Origin of the sequence: Pseudomonas sp. B19(2017) (assembly GCF_002113165.1) — a bacterium.
In the GTDB taxonomy this organism is placed as follows: Bacteria; Pseudomonadota; Gammaproteobacteria; order Pseudomonadales; family Pseudomonadaceae; genus Aquipseudomonas.
On record NZ_NEJR01000009.1, the window covers coordinates 161,191 to 187,025 of the forward strand.

The 25,835-nt window shown below is 62.8% G+C and carries 19 protein-coding genes; 12 read left to right on the top strand and 7 right to left on the bottom strand.

Features of this window, described 5'->3' with window-relative positions; translation table 11 throughout:
• Nucleotides 1-92: 92 nt before the first annotated feature.
• The 4 genes from ligA to CAF70_RS14805 form a co-directional block, all read right to left on the bottom strand.
• Nucleotides 93-2,423: an NAD-dependent DNA ligase LigA gene (gene ligA, locus CAF70_RS14785; protein WP_085625453.1), complete on the bottom strand. Its 2,331-nt coding sequence runs from the start codon at nucleotides 2,421-2,423 to the stop codon at nucleotides 93-95.
• Nucleotides 2,424-2,660: 237 nt separating this feature from the next.
• Nucleotides 2,661-3,551: a cell division protein ZipA gene (gene zipA / locus CAF70_RS14795; protein ID WP_085625454.1), complete on the bottom strand. Its 891-nt coding sequence runs from the start codon at nucleotides 3,549-3,551 to the stop codon at nucleotides 2,661-2,663.
• Between the two features lie 205 nt (nucleotides 3,552-3,756).
• Nucleotides 3,757-7,245: a chromosome segregation protein SMC gene (gene smc / locus CAF70_RS14800; RefSeq protein ID WP_085625455.1), complete on the bottom strand. Its 3,489-nt coding sequence runs from the start codon at nucleotides 7,243-7,245 to the stop codon at nucleotides 3,757-3,759.
• Nucleotides 7,246-7,248: 3 nt separating this feature from the next.
• Entirely contained in the window at nucleotides 7,249-7,908 is a 660-nt protein-coding gene (locus tag CAF70_RS14805; RefSeq protein ID WP_085625456.1) for a GntR family transcriptional regulator, read from the bottom strand.
• Between the two features lie 268 nt (nucleotides 7,909-8,176).
• Between CAF70_RS14805 and xdhA the strand changes: the two genes are divergently transcribed.
• From xdhA to guaD, 4 genes are all read left to right on the top strand, one after another.
• Nucleotides 8,177-9,631 carry a xanthine dehydrogenase small subunit gene (gene xdhA, locus CAF70_RS14810; protein WP_085625457.1) on the top strand — a complete coding sequence of 485 codons (1,455 nt, stop codon included), beginning with the start codon at nucleotides 8,177-8,179 and terminating at the stop codon, nucleotides 9,629-9,631.
• Nucleotides 9,624-12,023, top strand: a complete 2,400-nt coding sequence (gene xdhB, locus CAF70_RS14815; RefSeq protein ID WP_085625458.1) for a xanthine dehydrogenase molybdopterin binding subunit — start codon at nucleotides 9,624-9,626, stop codon at nucleotides 12,021-12,023. Before xdhA ends, xdhB begins: the two co-directional genes overlap by 8 nt.
• A gap of 118 nt (nucleotides 12,024-12,141) precedes the next feature.
• A complete protein-coding gene (gene xdhC / locus CAF70_RS14820) occupies nucleotides 12,142-12,987 on the top strand; it encodes a xanthine dehydrogenase accessory protein XdhC (RefSeq protein ID WP_085625459.1) in 846 nt (281 codons plus the stop codon).
• A gap of 10 nt (nucleotides 12,988-12,997) precedes the next feature.
• Nucleotides 12,998-14,302, top strand: coding sequence for a guanine deaminase (gene guaD, locus CAF70_RS14825; RefSeq protein WP_085625460.1), 1,305 nt, complete (start codon nucleotides 12,998-13,000; stop codon nucleotides 14,300-14,302).
• Here the strand turns inward: guaD and aqpZ are convergent.
• Both aqpZ and CAF70_RS14840 read right to left on the bottom strand, forming a co-directional pair.
• Nucleotides 14,299-14,997: an aquaporin Z gene (gene aqpZ, locus CAF70_RS14830; RefSeq protein ID WP_085625461.1), complete on the bottom strand. Its 699-nt coding sequence runs from the start codon at nucleotides 14,995-14,997 to the stop codon at nucleotides 14,299-14,301. The two genes, guaD and aqpZ, sit on opposite strands and share 4 nt — an antisense overlap.
• A gap of 385 nt (nucleotides 14,998-15,382) precedes the next feature.
• On the bottom strand, nucleotides 15,383-16,138 hold the full coding sequence (locus CAF70_RS14840; protein WP_085625463.1) for a GntR family transcriptional regulator: 756 nt from the start codon (nucleotides 16,136-16,138) through the stop codon (nucleotides 15,383-15,385).
• 282 nt (nucleotides 16,139-16,420) lie between these two features.
• On the opposite strand from CAF70_RS14840, the gene CAF70_RS14845 reads away from it, so the two are divergent.
• Nucleotides 16,421-17,770, top strand: a complete 1,350-nt coding sequence (locus tag CAF70_RS14845; protein WP_085625464.1) for an NCS2 family permease — start codon at nucleotides 16,421-16,423, stop codon at nucleotides 17,768-17,770.
• 243 nt (nucleotides 17,771-18,013) lie between these two features.
• Here CAF70_RS14845 and uraH read toward each other — a convergent pair whose 3' ends face one another.
• Nucleotides 18,014-18,367, bottom strand: a complete 354-nt coding sequence (gene uraH / locus CAF70_RS14850) for a hydroxyisourate hydrolase (RefSeq protein ID WP_003259496.1) — start codon at nucleotides 18,365-18,367, stop codon at nucleotides 18,014-18,016.
• 399 nt (nucleotides 18,368-18,766) lie between these two features.
• Here uraH and puuE point away from each other — a divergent pair, with 399 nt between their 5' ends.
• The 7 genes from puuE (at nucleotide 18,767) to CAF70_RS14885 (ending at nucleotide 25,788) form a co-directional block, all read left to right on the top strand.
• A complete protein-coding gene (gene puuE, locus CAF70_RS14855; RefSeq protein WP_013973531.1) occupies nucleotides 18,767-19,693 on the top strand; it encodes an allantoinase PuuE in 927 nt (308 codons plus the stop codon).
• Entirely contained in the window at nucleotides 19,693-20,208 is a 516-nt protein-coding gene (gene uraD / locus CAF70_RS14860) for a 2-oxo-4-hydroxy-4-carboxy-5-ureidoimidazoline decarboxylase (protein WP_085625465.1), read from the top strand. The genes puuE and uraD overlap by 1 nt, the downstream gene beginning before the upstream one ends.
• 50 nt (nucleotides 20,209-20,258) lie before the next feature.
• Nucleotides 20,259-20,762 carry an ureidoglycolate lyase gene (locus CAF70_RS14865; RefSeq protein WP_003259500.1) on the top strand — a complete coding sequence of 168 codons (504 nt, stop codon included), beginning with the start codon at nucleotides 20,259-20,261 and terminating at the stop codon, nucleotides 20,760-20,762.
• Nucleotides 20,763-20,821: 59 nt separating this feature from the next.
• Nucleotides 20,822-22,150 (top strand): urate hydroxylase PuuD, encoded by a 1,329-nt coding sequence (locus CAF70_RS14870; RefSeq protein ID WP_085625466.1) that lies wholly within the window; start codon nucleotides 20,822-20,824, stop codon nucleotides 22,148-22,150.
• A gap of 224 nt (nucleotides 22,151-22,374) precedes the next feature.
• Nucleotides 22,375-23,730 (top strand): nucleobase:cation symporter-2 family protein, encoded by a 1,356-nt coding sequence (locus CAF70_RS14875; RefSeq protein ID WP_085625467.1) that lies wholly within the window; start codon nucleotides 22,375-22,377, stop codon nucleotides 23,728-23,730.
• A gap of 137 nt (nucleotides 23,731-23,867) precedes the next feature.
• Entirely contained in the window at nucleotides 23,868-24,653 is a 786-nt protein-coding gene (locus CAF70_RS14880) for an outer membrane protein OmpK (protein WP_075045891.1), read from the top strand.
• Between the two features lie 352 nt (nucleotides 24,654-25,005).
• Nucleotides 25,006-25,788 carry an outer membrane protein OmpK gene (locus CAF70_RS14885; RefSeq protein ID WP_085625468.1) on the top strand — a complete coding sequence of 261 codons (783 nt, stop codon included), beginning with the start codon at nucleotides 25,006-25,008 and terminating at the stop codon, nucleotides 25,786-25,788.
• Nucleotides 25,789-25,835 lie beyond the last annotated feature (47 nt).

Consider the following 25,835-nt stretch of genomic DNA (forward strand, 5'->3'; position numbering starts at 1 on the left):
CAACGCGGTGGATGGCACCGGCTTTGCCGGTGATCGCCGGCAAGCCAGCTCCCACAAGGACCGTGCAAGCCGCAGGACCTGGCCTTGGCCTTTTAGACAGCGATGCCCTGCTCGCCCAGGAAGGTGACGAAGGCATCTTCATCGAGTACCTTCACACCCAACTCACTGGCCTTGGCCAGCTTGGAGCCCGCCCCCGGCCCCGCCACCACGCAGTGGGTCTTGCCGGAAACCGAACCAGCCACCTTGGCCCCAAGGCTTTCCAGCTTGTCCTTGGCGATGTCGCGGCTCATGCGCTCCAGGGTCCCGGTCAGCACCCACGTCTGGCCGGCCAGCGGCAAGCCTTCGGCTACCTTCTTCTCGCTGCTCCAGTGCATGCCAAACGCCAGCAACTGCGCTTCAATGTCCCGCGCCAGCTTCTGGTTCGCTTCATCCTTGAAGAACTCGCGCACCGCGTCAGCCTGCTTGGCCGCCAGGGCCTGGCGCAGGTCGATGCCGTCGGCGGCAATGATCTTGTCCAGGCTGTCGAGCCTGGCCACCAGCTTCTCGGCACCAGTGGGGCCGACCGAGGCGATGTCGAGCTTGGCGATCATGCCGGCCAGGGTGGTGCTGGCGGCGAATTCTGCAGCCAGCTCGCCTTCGTCCTGCAATTGCATGCCGCTATCGAGCAGCTGCTGGATAACCTTCTGGTTATGCTCGTCTTCAAAGAAGTTGTGGATCTCGTAGGCAACCTCCAAGCCGATGTCCGGCAGGTAGGTGAGCACCTGCGGCAGCGCCTGCTGCACGCGCGCCAGGCTACCCAGCGAGCGGGCCAGCACCTTGGCGGTCTCCTCGCCTACGTCCGGGATGCCCAGGGCGTAGATGAAGCGCGCCAGGCTCGGGCGCTTGCTGGCTTCGATAGCATCCAGCAGCTTCTTGCTGGACACTTCGGCAAAGCCTTCCAGGCCGACGATCTGCTCGAACTCCAGCTTGTACAGGTCCGCCGGCGAGCCGATCAGGCCTTCGTCCACCAGCTGCTCGACACTCTTCTCGCCCAGGCCATCGATGTCCATGGCGCGGCGCGACACGTAGTGGATGATCGCCTGCTTGAGCTGGGCGCCACAGGCCAGGCGGCCGACGCAGCGGTACACCGCGCCCTCGCTGGTGGTTTCCTTGCCCTTGCTGCGCTTGACCAGCTGGGTACGCTCGACCTGCGAGCCGCATACCGGGCATTCGCTTGGCACCTGCACCGGGCGCGCATCCTCCGGGCGGCGCTCCAGCACTACCTGCATCACCTGCGGAATCACGTCACCGGCGCGGCGGATGATCACCGTATCGCCAATGCGCAGGCCCAGGCGGGCGATTTCGTCCATGTTGTGCAGGGTGGCGTTGGACACAGTCACACCGGCCACCTTGACCGGTTTCAGGCGTGCCACGGGCGTGACCGCACCGGTGCGGCCGACCTGGAACTCGACATCCAGCACCTCGGTCAGCTCTTCCATGGCCGGGAACTTGTGGGCAATCGCCCAGCGTGGTTCACGGGCGCGGAAGCCCAGTTCGCGCTGGGCGGCCAGGCTGTTGACCTTGAACACCACGCCGTCGATTTCGTAGGGCAGGCTGTTGCGCCGCTCGCCGATGTCGCGATAGTAGGCCAGGCATTCTTCAATGCCAGCGGCATGCTTGAGTTCGCGGCTGATCGGCAAGCCCCAGACCTTGAGCTGTTCGAGGATGCCAATGTGGCTGTCACCGATGCTCGCGGACACCTGACCGACGCCATAGCAACAGAACTCCAGCGGGCGGCTGGCGGTGATTTTGGAATCCAGCTGACGCAAGCTGCCGGCTGCGGCGTTGCGCGGGTTGGCGAAGGTCTTGCCGCCGGCTTCAGCCTGGGCGGCATTGAGCCGGTCGAAACCGGCCTTGCTCATGTACACCTCACCGCGCACCTCCAGCACTGCCGGCCAGCCCTCGCCCTGCAGCTTGAGCGGGATGCTGCGCACGGTACGCACGTTGACACTGATGTCTTCACCGGTGGTGCCGTCGCCACGGGTGGCGCCCTGCACCAGCTGGCCGTCGCGGTACAGCAAGCTTACCGCCAGGCCGTCGAGCTTGGGCTCGCAGCTGTAGTCGACCGCACCCGGCTGATCGAGCCCGTCGACCACGCGACGACCGAATTCACGCAGGTCGGCTTCATCGAAGGCGTTGCCCAGGCTGAGCATGGGCACTTCGTGGCGCACCTGGCTGAACGCGGCCAAGGCTGCACCACCCACGCGCTGGGTGGGCGAGTCCGGGGTTACCAGGTGCGGGTATTCGGCTTCCAGCGCCTTGAGCTCGTTGAACAGGCGGTCGTATTCGGCATCGGGCACGCTGGGCTCGTCGAGCACGTAATAGCGGTAGTTGTGCTGGTCGAGCTCGGCACGCAGTTCGTGGATACGGGTTTCGGCGGTCATGGGATTGTCTTCTCTTGCAAAGCAAAAGAGCAGCCTGGGGGTGGTGCCGGGGGTTTGAGGTATTTATCGCCTGTGCCGGCCTATTCGCGGGCTTGCCCGCTCCCACTGGGACACCACGAGCCTCAAGGGCAGTGATGTACCTGTGGGAGCGGGCAAGCCCGCGAAGAGGCCGGCACAGACAACTACAACACCCGAACCGACCAGCACGCCCTCAGGCTGCTCTTTCGTCTGGATCTGTCAGCGCTTCTGGGTCAGCGCACGGCGCTCGAACTCGACGATGCGCTGGCGGTAGTGCTCGATGGTCTGGGCGGTCAGCACGCTGCGCTGGTCGTCCTTGAGTTCACCGTTCAGTTCGTGGGCCAGCTTGCGCGCCGCGGCCACCATCACGTCGAAGGCCTGCTTCGGATGACGCGGGCCCGGCAGGCCGAGGAAGAAGCTCACCGCGCGGGTGCTGAAGTGGTCGATGTCGTCAAGGTCGAACACGCCAGGCTTGACGGCATTGGCCATGGAGAACAGCACTTCGCCGTGGCCGGCCATGCTCTCGTGACGGTGGAAGATGTCCATTTCGCCGAAGCGCAGGCCGCTTTCCAGAATGTTCTGCAGCAGCGCCGGGCCCTTGAAACCGCCCTCGTCGCGGGAGATCACGCTGATCACCAGCACTTCTTCGGCCGGCGGCAACTCCTTGACGCTGCTGCTGGCAGGCGCCGCACCGTTGCTGCGGGTATTTTCCGCGGCAAAGTCGTCATCGCTGTCGGCAAACAGGTCGGGTTCGCGTGGATCGGCGCTCAGGTTCAGGTCACCCTGCTGCGCATCTGCAGCAGCGGTGGCACGCTTGCCGCGCTTGTTGGCCTTGGCCGGTTTGGGCTCGCGCTCGCGATCACGCGCAGAAGCGCTGAGCGACGGCAGGTCGCTTTCGTCCAGCTCAGGCTCCTTGTGGGTATCCAGCACGCGCGACGGGCCAAGCACTTCGGCGTTGCCCTCTTCGTCCGGCAGGTTGGAATAACTGCGATCCAGACGGAATTTCAACTTGCCTTTCCCGCCGCGCATGCGGCGCCAGCCGTCGAAAAGAATCCCGGCAATGACAATGATGCCGATGACGATCAGCCACTCGCGCAGACCGATTTCCATGTAATCCCGTGCCTCTATAAAAATATGCTTGAAAACAAAGGGTTCAAAGCCCTTTAACACGTGGCGCCAACTCTATGTTCTGACAGGCGTTTTACCCACGCAAAAAACGAGTGACATTAAGCTAGCACGACCAAAGACAACTTTACACCGTCTGTCGCACATGGCGGGGGCATTTCGCTACAGAATATGCCCTTATCGTCGAGCATCAGGCGTCGACCATGGCCATGGCCTCCTCCACATCGACGGCAACCAGCCGTGAACAACCCGGTTCATGCATGGTCACCCCCATCAATTGATCCGCCATCTCCATGGCAATCTTGTTATGGGTGATGTAGATGAACTGCACGCTTTCACTCATTTCCTTGACCAAACGGGCATAACGCCCGACGTTGGCATCGTCCAGCGGCGCGTCGACCTCGTCGAGCATGCAGAACGGTGCGGGGTTCAACTTGAAGATGGCAAACACCAGCGCCAATGCGGTCAGTGCCTTCTCGCCGCCGGACAGCAGATGGATGGTGCTGTTCTTCTTGCCCGGTGGTCGCGCCATGATCGTCACCCCTGTATCGAGTAGATCTTCGCCCGTCAGTTCCAGATAAGCGCAGCCACCACCGAAAACTTTTGGGAAAAGTGCCTGTAATCCGGCATTTATCTGATCAAAGGTATCCTTGAAGCGGTTGCGGGTTTCCTTGTCGATCTTGCGAATGACGTTTTCCAGGGTCTCCAGGGCTTCGACCAGGTCGGCGTCCTGGGCGTCCAGGTAGCGCTTGCGCTCGGACTGCTGCTCGTACTCTTCGATGGCCGCCAGGTTGATCGCCCCCAGGCGCTGGATACGCGCCTCGAGCTGCTCCAGCTCCTGTTCCGTACCCTGCTCGCTGGCCTCGGCCTCGAGAGTGGCCAGCACGCCTTGCAGGTCATAGCCATCGGCCAGCAACTGTTCCTGCAAGGTCTTGCGCCGCACATCCAGGCCCTGGCACTCCAGGCGCAGTTGCTCCAGCTGGCCGCGCAGCAACTGGGCCTGCTGCTCGGCCTGGGTGCGGCGTTTCTCGGCATCACGCAGTTCGCGGTCGGCTTCGTCCATGTGCAGGCGGGCCTGGCGCATTTCCTCGTCGACGCTCATGCGCCGCTCCAGCAGCTCTTCCAGCTTCAGGCGCAGTTCTTCCTGCGGGGCCTCGCCTTCTTCCAGGTTCAGGCTCAGTTGCTCCTGGCGCTCGGTCAGGCGCGCGGCCTGCTGTTCCAGGCGCTCGAGGGCCTGCCGAGTGGAGTCGTGCTGGGCGCGCAGCGAGCCCAGGCGCACAGCCAGCTGGTGGGCGTGGTCCTTGTGCTGGCGGGCCTCCTGGCGCACGCGATCGAGGCTCTCGCGCAGGGTGTCGCGGCGGGCCATCAATTGCTCGCGCTGCTCGGTGTCCTGGGCCATAAGTTCCAGGGCTTCCTGCAGCAGCAAGCGGGCTTCGCCCAGTTGCTCGTGCTCCAGGGTACGCTGCTCTTCCAGTTCGGCCAGCTCCTCCTGCAGGCGTCGGCGGCGCAGCTCGACCTGCTCGGCACGCGCACGGCTGGCCGACAGGCTGGCTTTCAACTCGCCATGCAGGCGGTTTTCTTCCTGAGTACGACGGCGCAACTGTTCACGCTCTTCTTCCAGGTCCAGCTGCTGCTCGCGCAGGGCCTGCAGGTGCTGCTCCAACTGCTCCAGCGCCGCTTCCTGCTGCCGTTGCTCCTGGCCCAGGCGCTCGATCTCCTGGCCACGGGCCAGCATGCCGCCTTCGGCTTCGCCGCCACGACGCACCCGCAGGAAGTGGCGGCCAACCCAGTAGCCATCGCGGCTGACCAGACTCTGGCCGTCGTTGAGCGACGCCCGCTGTGCCAGCGCCTGGGCCAGGCTTTCCACGGGCTTGACCTGGCCCAGCCACGGCGCCAGGTCGACACGGCCTTCGACCTTTTCCAGCAGGCTTCCGGGCAGCGACGAGCCGCCACCACTGACCACCAGCAAGCGCAACTCGCCCTGCTCCAGGCCAGCAAAATCGAGGTTGTCGAGGTTGTCCACCAGCACAGCCTGCAGATCAGCGCCGAGCACGGTTTCTACCGCAAGCTCCCAGCCCGGCTCTACCCGCAACCCTTCAGCCAGGCGCGGCTGTTGCTCCAGGCCTTGGCCCTGCAGCCAGTCCGCAGCCCCTGCGCCCGGCTCCAGGGCGGCCTGCTGCAAGGCTTCGAGCGAGGCCAGGCGGCCGCCCAGGCGTTGCAGGTCGCCCTGCGCCTGCTGTTGAGCCTGGGTGGCCTGTTGCAGTTGCTCACGTGCGCTTTCCAGGCGCTGGACCACCTGCTCTTCAGACAACTGCAACTCTTCCAGCGACATTTCGCTGCTGGCCAGCTGCTCGGCCAGTTCGAGCATGGCCGCATCCTGCGGGTCGCTGCCTAGCAACTCGCGCTCTTCGCCCAGCTTGCGCTGGCGCTCGGCCTGGCGCTCCAGGCTGGCTTCCAGCTGCTGCAGGCGCGCCTGCTGCACTTCGGCCTGGCGGCGCGGCTCGGCGGAACGGCTGTTGAAGCTGTCCCACTGTTCCTGCCAGCCATGCATGCCCAGCTCGGCCTCTTCAAGGGCGGCGGCAGCTTCTTCGGCAGCGGCCAGGGTCATTTCCTGCTCGGGTTCGAGCATGGCCAGCTCTTCACCCAGGGTAGCCAGCAGGGTTCGGTCGTGGCCCAGGTGCGATTCGGTCTCCAGGCGCGTGCGCTCGGCTTCCTTGAAGTCATCCTGCAACTGGCGCAGGCGCTGCTGGCCATGCTGGATGCTCTGCTCGACCCGGGCGATATCACCGGCCACCGAGTAGAAGCGGCCCTGCACCTGGTTGAAGCGTTCGGACAACTCGTGATGGCCGTCGCGCAGGCGTTCGATGCTGGCGTCGGCATTGCGCTGCTCGGCCACCAGCGCCTCATGAGACACATCCTGCTCGCCGATTACCACCTCGCGCTGGCGCACCCGTTCGTCCAGATCACGCCAGCGCAACGCCGACAGGCGCGCTTTCAACTGGCGTTCATGGGCCTTGTATTCACGGTACTTTTCGGCTGCCTGGGCCTGGCGATGCAGGCGCTCCAGCTGGCGCTCCAGCTCTTCGCGCAGGTCGGTCAGGCGCGCCAGGTTTTCCTGGGTTCGGCGAATGCGGCTCTCGGTTTCACGACGGCGTTCCTTGTACTTGGAAATGCCGGCGGCTTCCTCGATGAAGTTGCGCAGTTCCTCGGGCTTGGCCTCGATCAGTTTGGAAATCATGCCCTGTTCGATGATCGAGTAGCTGCGCGGCCCCAGGCCGGTGCCGAGGAAGATGTCGGTGATATCGCGCCGACGGCACTTGGTACCGTTGAGGTAGTAGCTGTTCTGCCCGTCGCGGGTGACCTTGCGGCGGATCGAGATCTCGGCGTAGGCAGCATATTCGCCGACCAACGTGGTTTCGCTGTTGTCGAACACCAGTTCGATGCTGGCCTGGCTTACCGGCTTGCGGCCGCTGGAGCCGTTGAAGATGACGTCGGTCATCGACTCGCCGCGCAGGTTCTTCGCCGAACTTTCGCCCATCACCCAGCGTACGGCGTCGATGATGTTGGACTTGCCACAGCCATTGGGGCCGACCACGGCCGCCATGTTGCTGGGGAAGTTGACCGTGGTCGGGTCGACGAACGACTTGAACCCGGCCAGGCGAATGCACTTCAGGCGCATCGGTCAGCCTCGGGCCAATGCCGCCAGCACCAGTTCGCAGCTGCGCTGGCCATAGGCGGTGAGCACCTCGCGAATGCGCGGCAGGTCACGGGCGACCACGGCGTCGAGCAGGCGGGCGAACAGGTCCAGATAGTCGATCATGCTGGCCTGGCGCTGGTCCAGCGACAGGTAGTAGGCGCGGCTCATGGCCGGCTGCAGGTTTTCAACGGTTTCCTGCAGGAACGGGTTGTCGGCGAACGGATACGCCGCCCGCATGACCGCAAAGCTGTCGGCGACGAAAGCCTTGATGTCCAGCTGGTCATGGGCCCGCTGCAGGCGCTGCTGGATGTCCAGGAAGGGGCGCAGGTCGGCATCGGTGCGCCATTTTTGCGCAACCGCGTTACCCAGCAGGATGTAGAACTCGCTCATCAGGGCACACAGGCTGCGCACACTGCGCTCGTCGAGTTCGGTCACGTGGGCACCCCGGCGCGGCAGGATCGCCACCAGGTGGCGACGCTCGAGGATCAGCAGCGCCTCGCGCACCGAGCCACGGCTGACGTTGAGTGCCTGGGTGACCTTCTGCTCCTGGATACGCTCGCCTGGCGCCAGTTCGCCACGGATGATGCGTTCGGCCAGGTAATCGGCAATCTGCTCGGAGAGGCTGTCCGGGGCCTTGAACGTCATGGTTTTCCTTCAAAATCATTGAACTGGGCACAAGTGGCGGATTGTAGCGTACTTGCCCGGTAATCGCGCAGAGGGGCCTGGCGGTTTATTTGACCTGCAAGACAACCAGGCACCCGGCGCGATCTATGCTTGGGATATGGGCAATGTGCGCGGCCGGGCTTGTACATGAGCAATTTCTTGACCTTTGAGTCAGAAAAATATTGACCTGCTGGACAGCTCTTGCTTAGAGTCCGCCCAACAACAATAAAACCATTGCGAGGCCATCCCCGTGATCCAGTTTCTCGTCAACCAGGAGCTGCGTAATGAGCACGCCCTGGACCCGAACATGACGGTGCTGCAGTACCTGCGTGAGCACCTGGGCAAACCTGGCACCAAGGAGGGCTGCGCCAGCGGTGACTGCGGCGCGTGCACCGTGGTGGTCGGCGAACTGACCCAGGACGACCAGGGCAACGACAGCCTGCGCTACCGCAGCCTCAACTCGTGCCTGACCTTCGTTTCGTCGCTGCACGGCAAGCAACTGATCAGCGTCGAGGGGCTCAAGCACCAGGGCCAGCTGCACAGCGTGCAACAGGCCATGGCCGATTGCCATGGCTCACAGTGCGGCTTCTGCACGCCAGGCTTCGTCATGTCGCTGTTTGCCCTGCAGAAGAACAGCAGCGGCCCTGATCTGCACCAGGCCCAGGAAGCCCTGGCCGGCAACCTGTGCCGTTGCACCGGCTACCGGCCGATCCTCGATGCCGCCGAGCAGAGCTGCCGCCAGCCCTGCCGCGACCAGTTCGATGCCCAGCAGGCGCAGACCATAAGCCGCCTCAAGGCCATTGCACCCACCCAGACCGGCGAACTGAACAGCGGCGACAAGCGCTGCCTGGTGCCGCTGACCGTGGCCGACCTGGCCGACCTGTACAGCTCGCACCCCGAAGCGCGGCTGCTGGCCGGCGGTACCGACCTGGCCCTGGAAGTCACGCAGTTCCACAAGACCTTACCGGTGATGATCTACGTCGGCCACGTGGCCGAGCTCAAGCGCATCGAGAAAACCGCCAGCCATCTGGAAATCGGCGCCGCCACCCCGCTCACCGATTGCTACGGCGCACTGAACGAGGAATACCCGGACTTCGGCGCCCTGCTGCACCGCTTCGCCTCGCTGCAGATCCGCAACCAGGGCACCCTCGGCGGCAATATCGGCAACGCTTCGCCAATCGGCGACTCGCCCCCCCTGCTGATTGCCCTGGATGCGCAGATCGTCCTGCGCCAGGGCGAGCGCCAGCGGGTGATGCCGCTGGAAGACTACTTCATCGACTACCGCATCACTGCCCGCCAGGACAGCGAGTTCATCGAGAAGATCATTGTGCCGCGCGCCACCAGCGACTGGGCGTTCCGCGCCTATAAAGTGTCCAAGCGCCTGGACGATGACATTTCAGCCGTATGCGGTGCTTTCAACCTCAGCATCGAAGACGGCGTGGTCAGCGGTGTGCGCATCGCCTTCGGCGGCATGGCGGCGATCCCCAAGCGGGCCCGTGCCTGCGAAGCAGCGCTGCGCGGCAAGCCGTGGAACCAGGCTGCCATCGAGCGGGCCTGCCAGGCCCTGGCCGAGGACTTCACCCCGCTCAGCGACTTCCGCGCCAGCAAGGAATACCGCCTGCTGACCGCGCAGAACCTGCTGCGCAAGTACTTCATCGAACAGCAAACGCCGCACATCGAGACCCGGGTGACCGCTTATGTCTAACCATCACGTAGCCAAGAGCCAGGCCGAGATGGCCGAACTGTTCAGCCAGGACCTGACCACCGGGGTCGGCCGCAGCGTCAAGCACGACAGTGCTGACAAGCATGTGTCCGGTGAGGCCATATATATCGATGACCGCCTGGAATTCCCCAACCAGCTGCACGTCTATGCCCGCACCGCTGACCGCGCCCATGCGCGCATCCTGCGCATCGACACCACGCCGTGCTATGCCTTCGAGGGTGTGCGCATCGCCATCACCCACGAAGACATCCCTGGCCTCAAGGACATCGGCCCGGTGGTGGCCGGCGACCCGCTGCTGGCCATCGACAAGGTTGAGTTCTTCGGCCAGCCGGTGCTCGCCGTGGCCGCCCGCGACCTCGACACCGCACGCCGTGCGGCCATGGCCGCCATCGTCGAGTATGAAGACCTGGAGCCTGTGCTGGATGTGGTAGAGGCGTTCCGCAAGAAGCACTTCGTACTCGACAGCCACACCCACCAGCGTGGCGATTCCGCTGCAGCCCTGGCCAGTGCCCCGCACCGCATCCAGGGCACCCTGCACATCGGTGGCCAGGAGCACTTCTACCTGGAAACGCAGATTTCCTCGGTGATGCCCACCGAAGACGGCGGCATGATCGTCTACTGCTCCACGCAAAACCCTACCGAAGTGCAGAAGCTGGTCGCTGAAGTCCTTGATGTACCCATGAACAAGGTGGTGCTGGACATGCGCCGCATGGGCGGCGGCTTTGGCGGCAAGGAAACCCAGGCCGCCAGCCCGGCGTGCCTGTGCGCGGTAGTAGCGCGCCTGACCGGCCAGCCGACCAAGATGCGCCTGCCGCGGGTCGAAGACATGACCATGACCGGCAAGCGCCACCCGTTCTATGTCGAGTACGACGTGGGCTTCGACGATGACGGGCGCCTGCACGGCATCAACTTCGACCTGGCCGGCAACTGCGGCTATTCCCCCGACCTGTCCGGCTCGATCGTCGACCGCGCCATGTTCCACTCCGACAACGCCTACTACCTGGGCGATGCCACCGTGCACGGCCACCGCTGCAAGACCAACACGGCCTCCAACACCGCCTACCGTGGCTTCGGCGGGCCACAGGGGATGGTCGCCATCGAGCAGGTGATGGACCACATCGCCCGCCACCTCGGCCGTGATCCGCTGGCGGTACGCAAGGCCAACTATTACGGCAAGACCGAGCGCAACGTCACCCACTACTACCAGACCGTCGAGCACAACATGCTCGAAGAGATGACCGCCGAACTGGAGGCCAGCAGTGACTACGCCGAGCGCCGCGAATCGATCCGCCGCTTCAACGCCAACAGCCCGGTCCTGAAGAAAGGCCTGGCGCTGACGCCGGTCAAGTTCGGCATTTCGTTTACCGCCACCTTCCTCAACCAGGCCGGTGCGCTGATCCATATCTATACCGACGGCAGCATTCACCTGAACCACGGCGGCACCGAAATGGGCCAGGGCCTGAACACCAAGGTGGCGCAGGTGGTGGCGCAGATCTTCCAGGTCGACTTCAGCCGCATCCAGATCACCGCCACCAATACCGACAAGGTGCCCAACACCTCGCCGACCGCCGCCTCCAGCGGTGCCGACCTGAACGGCAAGGCGGCACAGAATGCGGCGGAAATCCTCAAGAAGCGCCTGACCGAGTTCGCCGCGCGGCACTACCAGGTGACCGAGGAAGACGTCGAGTTCCGCAACGGCCATGTGCGCGTGCGCGACCAGATCGTCAGCTTCGAGCAGCTGGTGCAGCAGGCCTACTTCGCCCAGGTGTCACTGTCCAGCACCGGCTTCTACCGCACGCCGAAGATCTACTACGACCGCAGCCAGGCGCGCGGCAGGCCGTTCTATTACTTCGCCTTCGGTGCTGCCTGCGTGGAAGTGGTGGTCGACACCCTGACCGGCGAATACAAGATGCTGCGCGCCGACATCCTGCACGATGTGGGTGATTCGCTGAACCCGGCCATCGACATCGGCCAGGTCGAAGGCGGCTTCATCCAGGGCATGGGCTGGCTGACCACCGAAGAGCTGGTGTGGAACGCCAAGGGCAAGCTGATGACCAACGGCCCGGCCAGCTACAAGATCCCGGCAGTGGCCGACATGCCGCTGGATTTGCGGGTAAAGCTGGTGGAAAACCGCAAGAACCCGGAAGACACCGTGTTCCATTCCAAGGCCGTGGGCGAGCCGCCTTTCATGCTCGGCATCGCCGCCTGGTGCGCGATCAAGGACGCCGTGGCCAGTATCGCTGACTACCGTGTGCAGCCGCAGGTGGACGCGCCGGCGACGCCGGAGCGGGTGTTGTGGGGTTGCGAGCAGATGCGTAAGGCGGTAGCTGCCGCGCAACCTGCCGAACAGGAACTGGAAACCGTGTCTCACTGACAATGCAGGGCCCTGTGGGAGCGGGTTTACCCGCGAATGCGATAGTGGTTTCACCGCCGGATTCGCGGGTGAACCCGCTCCCACAGGGATCGCGACGCAACTATAGAGAGGTTGCATCATGCACCAATGGATCAACGCCCTCGCCGACCACCAGTCCCGCGGTGAAGCCTGCGTGCTGGTTACCATCATCGAGGAGCGCGGCTCGACCCCGCGCAATGCCGGCTCGAAAATGGTCGTCAGCGCCAGCGGCCTGTTCGACACCATCGGCGGCGGCCACCTGGAATACAAGGCCCTGCACATCGCCCGGCAGATGCTCGAAGAACACCGCACCACCCCGCACCTGGAGCGCTTCAGCCTCGGCGCCAGCCTGGGCCAGTGCTGCGGCGGGGCCACCGTGCTGCTGTTCGAGCCCATGGCCGCCGTGCAGGCAGAGATCGCCGTGTTCGGCGCGGGCCATGTCGGCCGTGCTCTGGTACCCTTGCTCGCCGCGCTGCCCTGCAAGGTGCGCTGGATAGACTCGCGTGAGCAGGAATTCCCCGAACTCATCCCCAACGGGGTGAGCAAGGTCGTCAGTGAAGAACCGGTCGACGAAGTCGCGGACCTGCCACCCGGCAGCTACTGCATCGTCATGACCCACAACCACCAGCTCGACCTGGAACTGACCGCCGCCATTCTCAAGCGCAACGACTTCACCTGGTTCGGCCTGATCGGCTCGAAGACCAAACGGGTCAAGTTCGAGCACCGCCTGCGCGAACGCGGCTACGACGATGCCGTGCTGGCGCGCATGCGCTGCCCGATGGGCCTGCCCGAGGTCAAGGGCAAGCTGCCGATCGAGATTGCGGTATCCATCGCCGGCGAAATCATTGCCACCTACAACGCCTGCTTCGGCCAGCACGACGCTGCCGCCAATGCCGGCCCCATCGCCCAGTTGCTGCCGCCCTCCCGGCGCAGCCAAGCCATTTGACGAGTGTGTTATGACCGTTACCCGCAAAGCCTACCGTGCCGCCATCCTGCACAGCATCGCCGACCCGGCCGAGGTGGGCCTGGAGGCTTCCCATGAATACTTCGAGGACGGCCTGCTGGTGGTCGACGATGGCCGCATCCGCGCTATTGGCCACGCCGCCGAACTGTTGCCGACCCTGGACGCCGATATCCCGGTCGAGCACTACCAGGACGCGCTGATCACCCCGGGTTTCATCGACACCCACATCCACTTCCCGCAGACCGGCATGATCGGCTCCTACGGCGAACAGCTGCTGGACTGGCTGAACACCTACACCTTCCCCTGCGAAAAACAGTTCGCGGACAAGGATCACGCCGACCAGGTGGCGAAGATCTTCCTCAAGGAGCTGCTGCGCAACGGCACCACCACCGCCCTGGTGTTCGGCAGCGTACACCCGGAATCGGTCAATGCCCTGTTCGAAGAGGCCGAGCGCCTGGACCTGCGCCTGATCGCCGGCAAGGTAATGATGGACCGTAACGCCCCGGACTACCTGACCGATACCGCCGAGTCCGGCTACGCCGAAAGCAAGGCGCTGATCGAGCGCTGGCACGGCAAGGGCCGCCTGCACTATGCAGTCACCCCACGGTTCGCCCCGACCAGTACACCTGAACAGCTGGCACTGGCGGGCCAACTGCTCAAGGAACACCCGGGCGTGTACATGCACACGCACCTGTCGGAAAACCTCAAGGAAATCGATTGGGTCAAGTCGCTGTTCCCCGAGCAGAAGGGCTACCTCGACGTATACGACCATTTCGAGCTGCTGGGCGAGCGCTCGGTATTCGCCCATGGCGTGCACTTGTGCGATGACGAATGCCAGCGCCTGGCCGAAACCGGCTCGGCCGTGGCCTTCTGCCCCACCTCCAACCTGTTCCTCGGCAGCGGCCTGTTCAACCTGCCCCAGGCCGAGCGCTTCAAGGTCAACGTGGGCCTGGGCACCGACGTGGGCGCCGGCACCAGTTTCTCGCTGCTAAACACCCTGAACGAAGCGTACAAGGTGATGCAGCTGCAGGGCGCACGCCTGCACCCGTACAAGTCACTGTACCTGGCCACCCTCGGCGGCGCCCGCGCGCTGCGCCTGGACGACCGCATCGGCAGCCTGCGCCCCGGTAACGATGCCGACTTCGTGGTGCTGGACTACAAGGCCACGCCACTGCTGGACTACCGCATCCAGCAGTCCAACAGTATCGAGGAAACCCTGTTCGTGCTCACCACCCTCGGCGACGATCGCACTGTGCGTGAAACCTTCGCTGCCGGGCGTTGCGTGCACCAGCGTTAAGGTTCTTTCGCCAGGCCCCGGTACAGCGCGCCGCCGATTGCAGCACCGATCAGCGGCGCCACCCAGAACAGCCACAGCTGTTGCAGGGCCCAGCCACCGACGAACAAGGCCGGCCCCGTGCTACGCGCGGGGTTGACCGAGGTATTGGTGACCGGGATCGAGATCAGATGGATCAGTGTCAGGGCCAAACCGATGGCGATCGGCGCAAAACCCGCCGGCGCACGAGCGTCGGTAGCGCCCATGATCACGACCAGGAACATTGCCGTCATCACCACCTCACTGACAAAGCCCGCCCCGAGCGTGTAGCCGCCGGGCGAATGGTCGGCGTAGCCGTTCGAAGCCAATCCCGCAGCCAGTTCGAAACCTGCCTTGCCACTGGCGATGAGGTAGATCACACCTGCCGCCAGGATGGCGCCGATCACCTGGGCGATCACGTAGGGCAACAGCTCTTTGGCCGGGAAGCGCCCGCCCACCACCAGCCCGAACGACACGGCAGGGTTGAGGTGACAGCCGGAGATATGGCCGATGGCGAAGGCCATGGTCAGCACGGTGAGGCCGAAAGCGAAAGCGACACCGAGTACACCGATGCCGACGGGAGAACTGGCAGCGAGTACCGCACTGCCACAGCCGCCCAACACCAGCCAGAAGGTGCCGACCAGTTCGGCTCCCATGCGTTTACCGAGGGACATGCTCATGAGTCCATTCCTCAAGAAGTTGAACGCAACGAATGCGCAAGCCCAACTACTTGATGAAGGTTTGCTCACAAGAATTTAGCAGACCTTTGGTCAATGGCCACTCACGAAGCCGTTTCGCAATCCTTGTGGGAGCGGGCGTGCCCGCGAAGCAAGCGGCGCGGTGGATGGCACCGGCTCTGCCGGTGTTCGCGGGCTCGCCCGCTCCCACAGATAATTGCATCTTCCTTGAGGGCTGTGATGATCCCTGTGGGAGCGGGTTCACCCGCGAAGATTCCAGCACTGTTCATGGCACCGGCGTTGCCGGTGTTCGCGGCTGAAGCCGCTCCCACAGGGATGGCGCAAGGCTTGGGGTCGGTGCGGGAGCTTCAATCACCCAGGCAAACGATCAACCCTTGGCGGAAACCTTGGGCTTTTTCAGCAAATGCGAAAACACAGCATGCAGATCGTCCGAGGCGCTCTCCTCGTCCAGGTTCAGCTTGCTGTCGATGTGGTCCATGTGGTGCATCATCAGGCTCACTGCCTGCTCGGCATCGCGCGCCTCGATGGCATCGATCAGCTGCATGTGTTCGTCATAGGAGCAATGCGAACGGTTGCCACTTTCGTACTGGGCAATGATCAGCGAAGTCTGTGATACCAGGCTGCGCTGGAAGCTGACCAGCGGCGCATTACCGGCAGCCTCGGCCAGCTTGAGGTGGAATTCGCCGGAAAGGCGGATGCCGGCACCGCGGTCGCCACGGGAGAAGCTGTCGCGCTCCTCACGCACCATCTGCCGCAGCTCGTTGAGCTGCTCGAGGGTGGCGTGCTGCACGGCCAGTTCGGTAATGGCACGTTCGACCATGCGCCGGGAGAAGAACACCTGGCGGGCTTCTTCCACCGTCGGGCTGGCCACCACCGCGCCACGGTTAGGCCGCAACAGCACCACGCTTTCGTGGGCCAGGCGCGACAAGGCGCGACGGATGATGGTGCGGCTGACGCCGAAGATCTCGCCCAGCGCTTCCTCGCTCAACTTGGTGCCCGGTGCCAGACGCTGCTCGAGGATCGCCTCGAAAATATGCGCGTAGACGATGTCGTCCTGGGTACCACTGCGGCCAGCCTTGCCGGCACGCGCAGGTTTCTTCAGAGGTTGCAGCTGTTCGTTCATGGGCTCTCGAGGCACGAAGGAAAGTATGGCGCCATTGTACACAGGCTGAGCCGTTTCTGCAGGTGGCCTTTTACCTATATAGCCGTTGTACGGCACATTGCGCGCACAAAAGATAAAACATTATTTGCATTCTTTGTACACAAAAGCATAATCCACCGAGCAACTTCTTGACCCGCAAGTCAACAAACCGGTCAGACGTCTGCCTTCCCTCGCGGAGCCGCCAAGTGCATTGCGCAGGCCCATGGCTCCAGAACAACAAGAAAGACTTGAGGAGTACTCGCTGTGGAAAGCCGCAAATCCGACGCCCCTACGCTGGATCTTGCCCCACCGCTCGAAACGAGCTGGCTGGAGCGGATTTTCAAACTCAAGCAACACGGCAGCACTGTCAAAACCGAAATGATCGCCGGGGTGACCACCTTCATCACCATGGCCTACATCATCTTCGTCAACCCCAACATCATGGCCGACGCCGGCATTGACCACGGTGCCGCCTTTGTCGCCACCTGCATCGCCGCCGCGCTGGGCTGCCTGCTGATGGGCCTGTACGCCAACTGGCCGGTGGGCCTGGCACCAGGCATGGGGCTTAACGCCTTCTTCACCTACACCGTGGTCGGCACCATGGGCTACAACTGGGAAACCGCGCTGGGGGCGGTATTCGTCTCGGGTGTGCTGTTCATGTTCCTGACCTTGTCGAAAGTGCGCGAATGGTTGCTCAACAGCATCCCGGTCAGCCTGCGCCATGCCATGGGGGCCGGCGTCGGATTGTTTCTCGGGCTGATCGGCCTGAAAACGGCAGGCATCATCGTCGACAGCCCGGCCACGCTGATCAAGCTGGGTTCACTGCATGAACCTGGGCCGCTGCTGGCGGCGCTGTGCTTCCTGTTGATCGCCATCCTCAGCTACAAACGTGTGTTTGGCGCGATCCTGATCAGCATCATCGGTGTCACGCTGGCGGGCTGGGGCCTGGGCCTGGTCAAGTTCGGCGGGGTGATGTCGATGCCGCCGAGCCTGGCACCGACCTGGATGGCCATGGACGTTGCCGGCGTGTTCAACGTCAGCATGATCAGCGTGGTGCTGGCCTTCCTGTTCGTGCACATGTTCGACACCGCCGGCACGCTGATGGGCGTTGCGCAGCGGGCCAACCTGGTGGCGCCGGACGGGCGCATCGAGAACTTGTCGCGGGCTTTGAAGGCTGACAGTGCTTCGAGCGTGTTCGGCGCGGTGGTTGGCGTACCACCGGTGACCAGCTATGTGGAAAGTGCTGCCGGTGTGGCCGCTGGTGGTCGTACTGGGCTGACGGCGGTGGTCGTCGGCCTGTTGTTCATCGCGGCAATGTTCTTCGCCCCGCTGGCCGGGATGATTCCGGCCTACGCAACCGCTGGCGCACTGATCTACGTGGCAATGCTGATGATGGGCAGCATGGCGCATATCCATTGGGATGAAGCCACCGACAGCATCCCCGCGATCGTTACCGTGATCATGATGCCGCTGACCTTCTCGGTCGCCGACGGTATTGCCCTGGGCTTCATCAGCTATGTAGCGCTGAAGGCGGGTACCGGCAAGTACAAGGAAATCTCTGCCAGCCTGTGGGTGCTGTGCGCGATCTTCATTGCCAAGTTCGTGTTCCTCTGAACCCACAGTTCCAACAAAGGGCGCCTCGGCGCCCTTTCTTTATTTCTACAGCTTGCATCGGCCTCTTCGCGGGCTTGCCCGCTCCCACAGGATCACCACAGCCTTCAAAGTCGGCGCCGTACCTGTGGGAGCGGGCAAGCCCGCGAAGAGGCCGGTGCAGGCATTACAAAAACACCAGACGAAAAAAAGCCCGCCAGTGTGAGAGCGGGCCAAAGGACCTACGAAGATTCTTCTAGCGACCAACTAGCTTCCACGATAGGTCGAATAGCTGTACGGCGAGATCAGCAGCGGCACGTGGTAGTGCTCTTGCTGCTCATCGATACCAAAGCGCAGCACGACAACATCCAGGAACGCCTGGGCCGGCAGCTGTACACCGCGAGCGCGGTAGTAGTCGCCAGCGCTGAACTGCAGCTGGTAGACGCCGGTACGGTAATCGTCACCCTGCAGCAGCGGGGCATCGACGCGGCCATCGCTGTTGGTCAGGGCAGTGTTCACCAGCTCCAGCTGCTGGCCTTCGACGCGGTACAGCTCGACCTTGATCGAGCTGCCCGGGCAGCCATGCGCGGCATCCAGTACGTGTGTGGTCAAACGTCCCATTGCTTGTCGCCTCTTGTTCAATCTGTGGGCAAAAAATACACGGCCATCATCACGGCAAATGGCCTGTGATGTGCGGGAATGGCACCATTAAGACATTCCATCGCCAAATTGTACACAATTTTTTGAGCCCTTCTGCCCTGCCCCAGGATTCATGCTCATAAACGACCCATCGGTCGCAAATGCAGGTACCTGGCCGACCCCAATGTCATTTACTGACCAATCAGGCAGGTTTCTTGCACTGTTTTTTCTGGTCGCTACGAAGCGACAAAAGGGAAGAAATGCGGAAAAACAGGCTTACAAAAGATTTCAGAAGTTGTATACAATCAGCCCATCCGGTGGTGCGACATCCCGACGCGGCCCCGCCCACCCCCGCACAAACGCACAAGAAGGAAGACTGCAGTGAGCGCTGACTACCCTCGCGACCTGATCGGTTACGGCAACAACCCTCCTCACCCGCAATGGCCGGGCAACGCTCGCATCGCGCTGTCTTTCGTCCTCAACTACGAGGAAGGTGGCGAACGCAACATCCTGCACGGTGACAAGGAGTCCGAAGCGTTTCTCTCGGAAATGGTCGCCGCCCAGCCACTGCAGGGCGTGCGCAACATGAGCATGGAATCGCTTTACGAATACGGCAGCCGCGCAGGCGTGTGGCGCCTGCTGAAGCTGTTCAAGGACAGCGGCGTGCCGCTGACCATCTTTGCCGTGGCCATGGCGGCCCAGCGTCACCCCGACGTGATCCGTGCCATGGCCGAGGCCGGCCATGAAATCTGCAGCCACGGCTACCGCTGGATCGACTACCAGTACATGGACGAGGCCCAGGAGCGCGAGCACATGCTCGAAGCCATCCGCATCCTCACCGAAATCACCGGCGAGCGCCCGCTGGGCTGGTACACCGGCCGCACCGGCCCGAACACCCGCCGCCTGGTGATGGAGGAAGGCGGCTTCCTGTACGACAGCGACACCTATGACGACGACCTGCCCTACTGGGAGCCGAACAACCCCACCGGCAAGCCGCACCTGGTAATCCCGTACACCCTTGACACCAACGACATGCGCTTCACCCAGGTACAGGGTTTCAACTGCGGCGAGCAGTTCTTCCAGTACCTGAAAGACGCCTTCGACGTGCTGTACGCCGAAGGCGCCGAAGCACCGAAGATGCTCTCCATCGGCCTGCACTGCCGCCTGGTCGGCCGCCCGGCACGCCTGGCCGCACTGAAGCGCTTCGTCGATTACGCAAAAAGCCATGACCAGGTCTGGTTCGCCCGTCGCGTGGACATCGCCCGCCACTGGCACGCCACCCACCCGTACAAGAAAGAGAACGCCTGATGACCGCCTTCAACACCCTCAAGCCATCCACCCTGGACCGCGACGCCTTCGTCAAGGCCTTCGCCGACATCTACGAGCACTCGCCGTGGGTTGCCGAAAAAGCCTACGACCTGGGCCAGCTGGGTGAGCTGGACGAGATCGAGGCGCTGCACCAGCGCATGAGCGACATCCTGCTCAGCGCCAACCACGCCGACCAGCTTGCGCTGATCAACGCTCACCCGGACCTGGCCGGCAAGGCCGCCATCCAGGGCGAGCTGACCGAATCGAGCACCAACGAGCAGGCCGGCGCCGGTATCCATCAGTGCACCGCCGAAGAGTTCGCCCGTTTCACCGAGCTGAACGACGCCTACAAGGCCAAGTTCCAGTTCCCGTTCATCATGGCGGTTAAAGGCAGCAACCGGCACCAGATCCTCGCCTCGTTCGAAAAACGCATCCACAACGATGCCGATGCCGAATTCAAGGAAGCCCTGGCGCAGATCAACCTGATCGCCCTGTTCCGCCTGCTGCAGTTGTAAGCAACAGCCGAACCTTATTCAGAAAAACGAACAATAGAAGAGATATCCGCATGCGCACCCTGATGATCGAGCCCCTGACCAAAGAAGCCTTCGCCCCTTTCGGAGACGTGATCGAAACCGACGGCAGCGACCACTTCATGATCAACAACGGCTCGACCATGCGCTTTCACAAGCTCGCCACGGTCGAAACCGCCGAGCCTGAAGACAAGGCGATCATCAGCATCTTCCGCGCCGACGCGCTGGACATGCCGCTGACCGTGCGCATGCTGGAACGCCATCCGCTGGGCAGCCAGGCTTTCATCCCGCTGCTCGGCAACCCCTTTCTGATCGTGGTCGCGCCAGTTGGCGATGCACCTGTATCAGGCTTGGTCCGCGCCTTCCGCAGTAACGGCAGGCAGGGCGTTAATTACCATCGCGGCGTCTGGCACCACCCGGTGCTGACGATCGAAAAGCGGGATGACTTCCTGGTGGTTGATCGCAGTGGTTCCGGCAACAACTGCGACGAGCATTACTTCACCGAGGAACAGATGCTGGTCCTCAATCCCCACCAATAAGAAAAGGTCGGTCATTCAAGGGCGTTGCCCGAGCGGGTGACCGGCAAGAGGTACATACTGTGGAAGCACACCTTCACGAATGGCTGAACCTGAGCATTCGCTGGGTTCACATGATCACCGGCGTCGCCTGGATCGGTGCATCGTTCTACTTCGTCTGGCTGGAGAACCACCTGAACCGAAGCAACCCGCGCGATGGGTTGTCGGGTGATCTCTGGGCAATTCACGGCGGTGGTATCTACCACCTTGAAAAATACAAGCTCGCCCCTCCGAAAATGCCCGAGAACCTGCACTGGTTCAAATGGGAAGCCTACTTCACCTGGATGTCCGGTATCGCCCTGCTGTGCGTGGTGTTCTACTGGAACCCGGCCCTTTACCTGCTGGCCCCTGGCAGCACCCTCAGCGGTGCCGAAGGCGTGGCCATCGGTATCGGCTCGCTGATCGCCGGCTGGTTCATCTACGACTTCCTGTGCGACTCGCCGCTGGGCAAGAAGCCAGCGCTGCTCGGTGCCGTACTGTTCGTGCTGATCATCGCCGCCTGCTGGGGCTTCAGCCTGGTGTTCAGCGGCCGTGGTGCTTACCTGCACACCGGCGCGATCATCGGCACCATCATGGTCGGCAACGTGTTCCGCATCATCATGCCAGCCCAGCGCCAGCTGGTGGCAGCGATCGAGAACAACCAGACGCCCGACCCGGTACTGCCGGCCAAGGGCCTGCTGCGCTCGCGCCACAACAACTACTTCACCCTGCCGGTGCTGTTCATCATGATCAGCAACCACTTCCCGAGCACCTACGGTAGCCAGTACAACTGGCTGATCCTGGCCGGTATCGCAGTAGCCGCGGTCCTGATCCGTCACTACTTCAACACCCGCCACGACAGCAACAAGTACGCCTGGACCCTGCCGGTCGGCGCCCTGGCGATGATCTGCCTGGCCTACGTCACCGGTCCGAAACCGATGGCCGTCAGCCCTGAGCAAGCCGCGGCGAAGATCGAGTACCAGCCACTGCCCGCGACCGCGGTAGGCGGCAAGACCGCTGCCGAGCAACGCGCCGAGGACGCCACCAAGGCTGCCGCAGCGCCTGCCGCACCTGCTCAAGCCCCTGCCCAGGCCACGGCCCAGGCTGGCGGCGAAAGCTTCGACAAGATCCACAACGTCATCCAGGAACGCTGCACCGTGTGCCACTCGTCCAAGCCGACCAGCCCACTGTTCAGCGCCGCCCCTGCCGGCGTGATGTTCGACACCCCGCAGCAGATCCAGGCCCAGGCAGCGCGCATCCAGGCGCAAGCGGTCGCCAGCCAGATCATGCCGCTGGGCAACATCACCCAGATGACCACCGAAGAGCGCAAGCTGGTCGGTGACTGGATCGCCAAAGGCGCCCCGGTCAACTGATAGCACCTCGCCAGGCAACCCGTTCCCAAGGGGGATCACCTCCCCCTGTGGGAGCGGGCGTGCCCGCGAAGAGGCCGGCAAAGCCAGCCTCAGGTTTCATGTATTACGCAACAAGCAAGCATCGAGCGTTCGAGCTCTAGCGGGAACCCCAGGCTGCCTCCACCGGGCCTGCCGCTGAAGCCGGCGCTTGGATCCGAGAATAAAAACAAAACTCGAGGTGCTGCATGTCCGAGTCACGCAAGGCGTACATCCCCGTTGCGCCGCCGCGCGAGCCCTTGCCCCTGTTCCAACTGATCCTGGTTGGCCTGCAACACGTTCTGCTGATGTACGGCGGCGCGATCGCCGTGCCGTTGATCATTGGCCAGGCCGCCGGGCTGTCCCGTGAAGAAGTCGCTTTCCTGATCAACGCCGACCTGCTGGTCGCTGGCGTCGCCACCATCATCCAGTCCTTCGGTATCGGCCCGGTGGGCATCCGCATGCCGGTGATGATGGGTGCCAGTTTCGCTGCCGTCGGCAGCATGGTGGCCATGGCCGGCATGCCCGGCGTGGGCTTGCAGGGGATTTTCGGCGCGACCATCGCCGCCGGCTTCTTCGGCATGCTGATCGCGCCGTTCATGTCCAAGGTCGTACGCTTCTTCCCGCCACTGGTCACCGGCACGGTGATCACCTCGATCGGCCTGTCGCTGTTCCCGGTGGCAGTCAACTGGGCTGGTGGCGGCCAACAGGCAGATACCTTCGGCTCACCGATCTACCTGCTGGTGGCCGGCCTGGTGCTGGCGGTAATCCTGCTGATCAACCGTTTCATGCGCGGTTTCTGGGTCAACGTGTCGGTATTGGTGGGCATGGGCCTGGGCTACATCCTGGCCGGCTCCATCGGCATGGTCGACCTGTCGGGCCTGAACGACGCACCATGGCTGCAAGTGGTAACCCCGCTGCACTTCGGCATGCCGACCTTCAGCCTGGCACCGATCCTGTCCATGTGCCTGGTGGTGGTGATCATCTTCGTCGAGTCCACCGGCATGTTCCTGGCCCTGGGCAAGGTGACCGATCGTGAAGTTACCCCTGGGATGCTGCGTCGCGGCCTGCTGTGCGACGCCGGCGCGTCGTTCATCGCCGGCTTCTTCAACACGTTCACCCACTCCTCGTTCGCCCAGAACATCGGCCTGGTGCAGATGACCGGGGTGCGCTGCCGCTATGTCACCATCGTGGCCGGCGCGCTGCTGATCCTGCTCAGCCTGCTGCCCAAGGCGGCCTTCCTGATTGCCTCGATCCCGCCTGCGGTACTGGGCGGCGCGTCCATCGCCATGTTCGGCATGGTCACCGCCACCGGGATCAAGATTCTCCAGGAAGCGGACATCGGCGACCGTCGCAACCAGCTGCTGGTTGCGGTAAGCGTCGGCTTCGGGTTGATCCCCGTGGTGCGTCCGGAGTTCTTCGCGCAGATGCCCCAGTGGATGGAACCCATCACCCACAGTGGCATCGCCATGGCCACGGTCAGTGCCCTGGTGTTGAACGTGCTGTTCAACATTCTCGGTGGTGCCGACCGCGCGGCGCACAACGACGTCTGTCACCAGCACTGAGCAAAGGGGGGCGGCGCACTGCCGCCCCGCCTCGAATCTGCCGTAAACGCTACACCGTCGGCCCGCCGGAATGGGCCGCCCGGGGCGCCTGCGCGCCAAAAAAACCCAAAAAAAACAATAAGTCCGGGAACCACAACATGAAACGCATCACCTCGTCCCTCTTGCTGGGCAGCAGCCTGCTGGCCACCCTTCCCGCCCACGCAGGCGAATGGCTGCAGTGGCATGGCGAAAGCCTGACCTACCTCTACGGCAAGGACTTCAAGGTCAACCCACGCATCCAGCAGACTGTGACCTTCGAGCACGCCAACAAATGGAAGTACGGCGATACCTTCATGTTCGTCGACAAGGTCTTCTACAACGGCAAGCCCGACCCGGGCAAAGGCGTGACCAGCTACTACGGTGAGTTCAGCCCGCGCCTGTCGTTCGGCAAGATCTTCGACCAGAAGCTGGCGTTCGGCCCGATCAAGGATGTGCTGCTGGCCATGACCTATGAGCGTGGCGAGGGTGATAACGAGGCCTACCTGATCGGCCCTGGCTTCGACCTGGACATCCCCGGTTTCAACTACTTCACCCTCAATTTCTACTTGCGCAACACCGAAGGTAGCCGCCCCGGTGACAACGTCTGGCAGATCACCCCAGCCTTCTCGTACACCATCCCGGTGGGCAAATCCGACATTCTGATCGACGGTTACATGGACTGGGTGGTCGACAACGACCAGACCCGCCGTGGCACCTACCACGCCAACCTGCAGTTCAACCCGCAGGTCAAGTACGACCTGGGCAAAGCCCTGAACCTGGGCGCCAAGCAGCTGTACGTAGGCATCGAGTACAGCTACTGGAAAGACAAGTACGGCATCGACAGCCAGGGCAACATCGACAGCAACCAGAGCGTTACCAGTGCGCTGATCAAAGTGCACTTCTAAAAAACTGACCAAACGCACAAGTTTGTACCACACTGCTCCAGGACGGAGCACTTGAGGCAAGGCGCGCAAGCCAGTAATCTGCGCGCCCCCTCGATCAGGGCAGAAGGGATTCTGCCTGCGTTTACTGACCGCTCAGTCAATGAATTCGGGCGGTTGGCCAACGTGTTGCCAGCCTGAAAGACCCTTTTCATCCGTTCAGAACGAAGTCGAGCAGGAAAGTTTTGCCAACCCAGGAAAGTTGGCTCAACCCTTGCCAAACAGCTGTGGCCAATCGAAAAAAGCTGACTCAAAAGACAAAAAAGCGCCCACAACAAGCGCTGACAATAGATCAATCAAGGGAGCGACACTCGCAATGCGTACCATCAACAGCCTGATCCTCGCCGGCGGCCTGCTGGCCTGTGGCACCACCTTCGGCGGCGACCTGCTGCAATGGCAGAACAACAGCCTGACCTACCTGTGGGGCAAGAACTTCAAGGTCAACCCGTCGATCCAGCAAACCGTGACCTTCGAGCACGCTGATGCCTGGAAGTACGGCGATAACTTCATTTTTGTCGACAAGATTTTCTACCAGGGCCAGAAAGATGCAGGCAATGGCCCGAACACCTACTACGGCGAAATCAGCCCGCGCCTGTCGTTTGGCAAGATCTTCGACCAGAAGCTGGCGTTCGGCCCGGTCAAGGACGTACTGCTGGCGATGACCTACGAGTTCGGTGAAGGTGATACCGAGTCGTACCTGATCGGCCCTGGCTTCGACCTGGACATTCCTGGCTTCGACTACTTCCAGCTGAACTTCTACAACCGCACCACCGACGGCAGCCGCGCAGGCGACAACGTGTGGCAGATCACCCCGGTGTGGTCCTACACCATTCCGGTCGGTTCGTCCGATGTGCTGATCGACGGTTTCATGGACTGGGTGGTGGACAACGACGAGAACCGCCGCGGCACCTACCAGGCCAACCTGCACTTCAACCCGCAGATCAAGTATGACCTGGGCAAGGCCTTGCACCTGGGCGAGAAGCAGCTGTATGTGGGTGTGGAGTACGACTACTGGAAGAACAAGTACGGCATCAAGGACAGCGATGCCTTCACCACTGATCAGAACACCATGAGTTTCCTGGTCAAGGTTCACTTCTGACCTGAGTACAGGGGCCGCCTTGCGGCCCATTCGCGGGTAAACCCGCT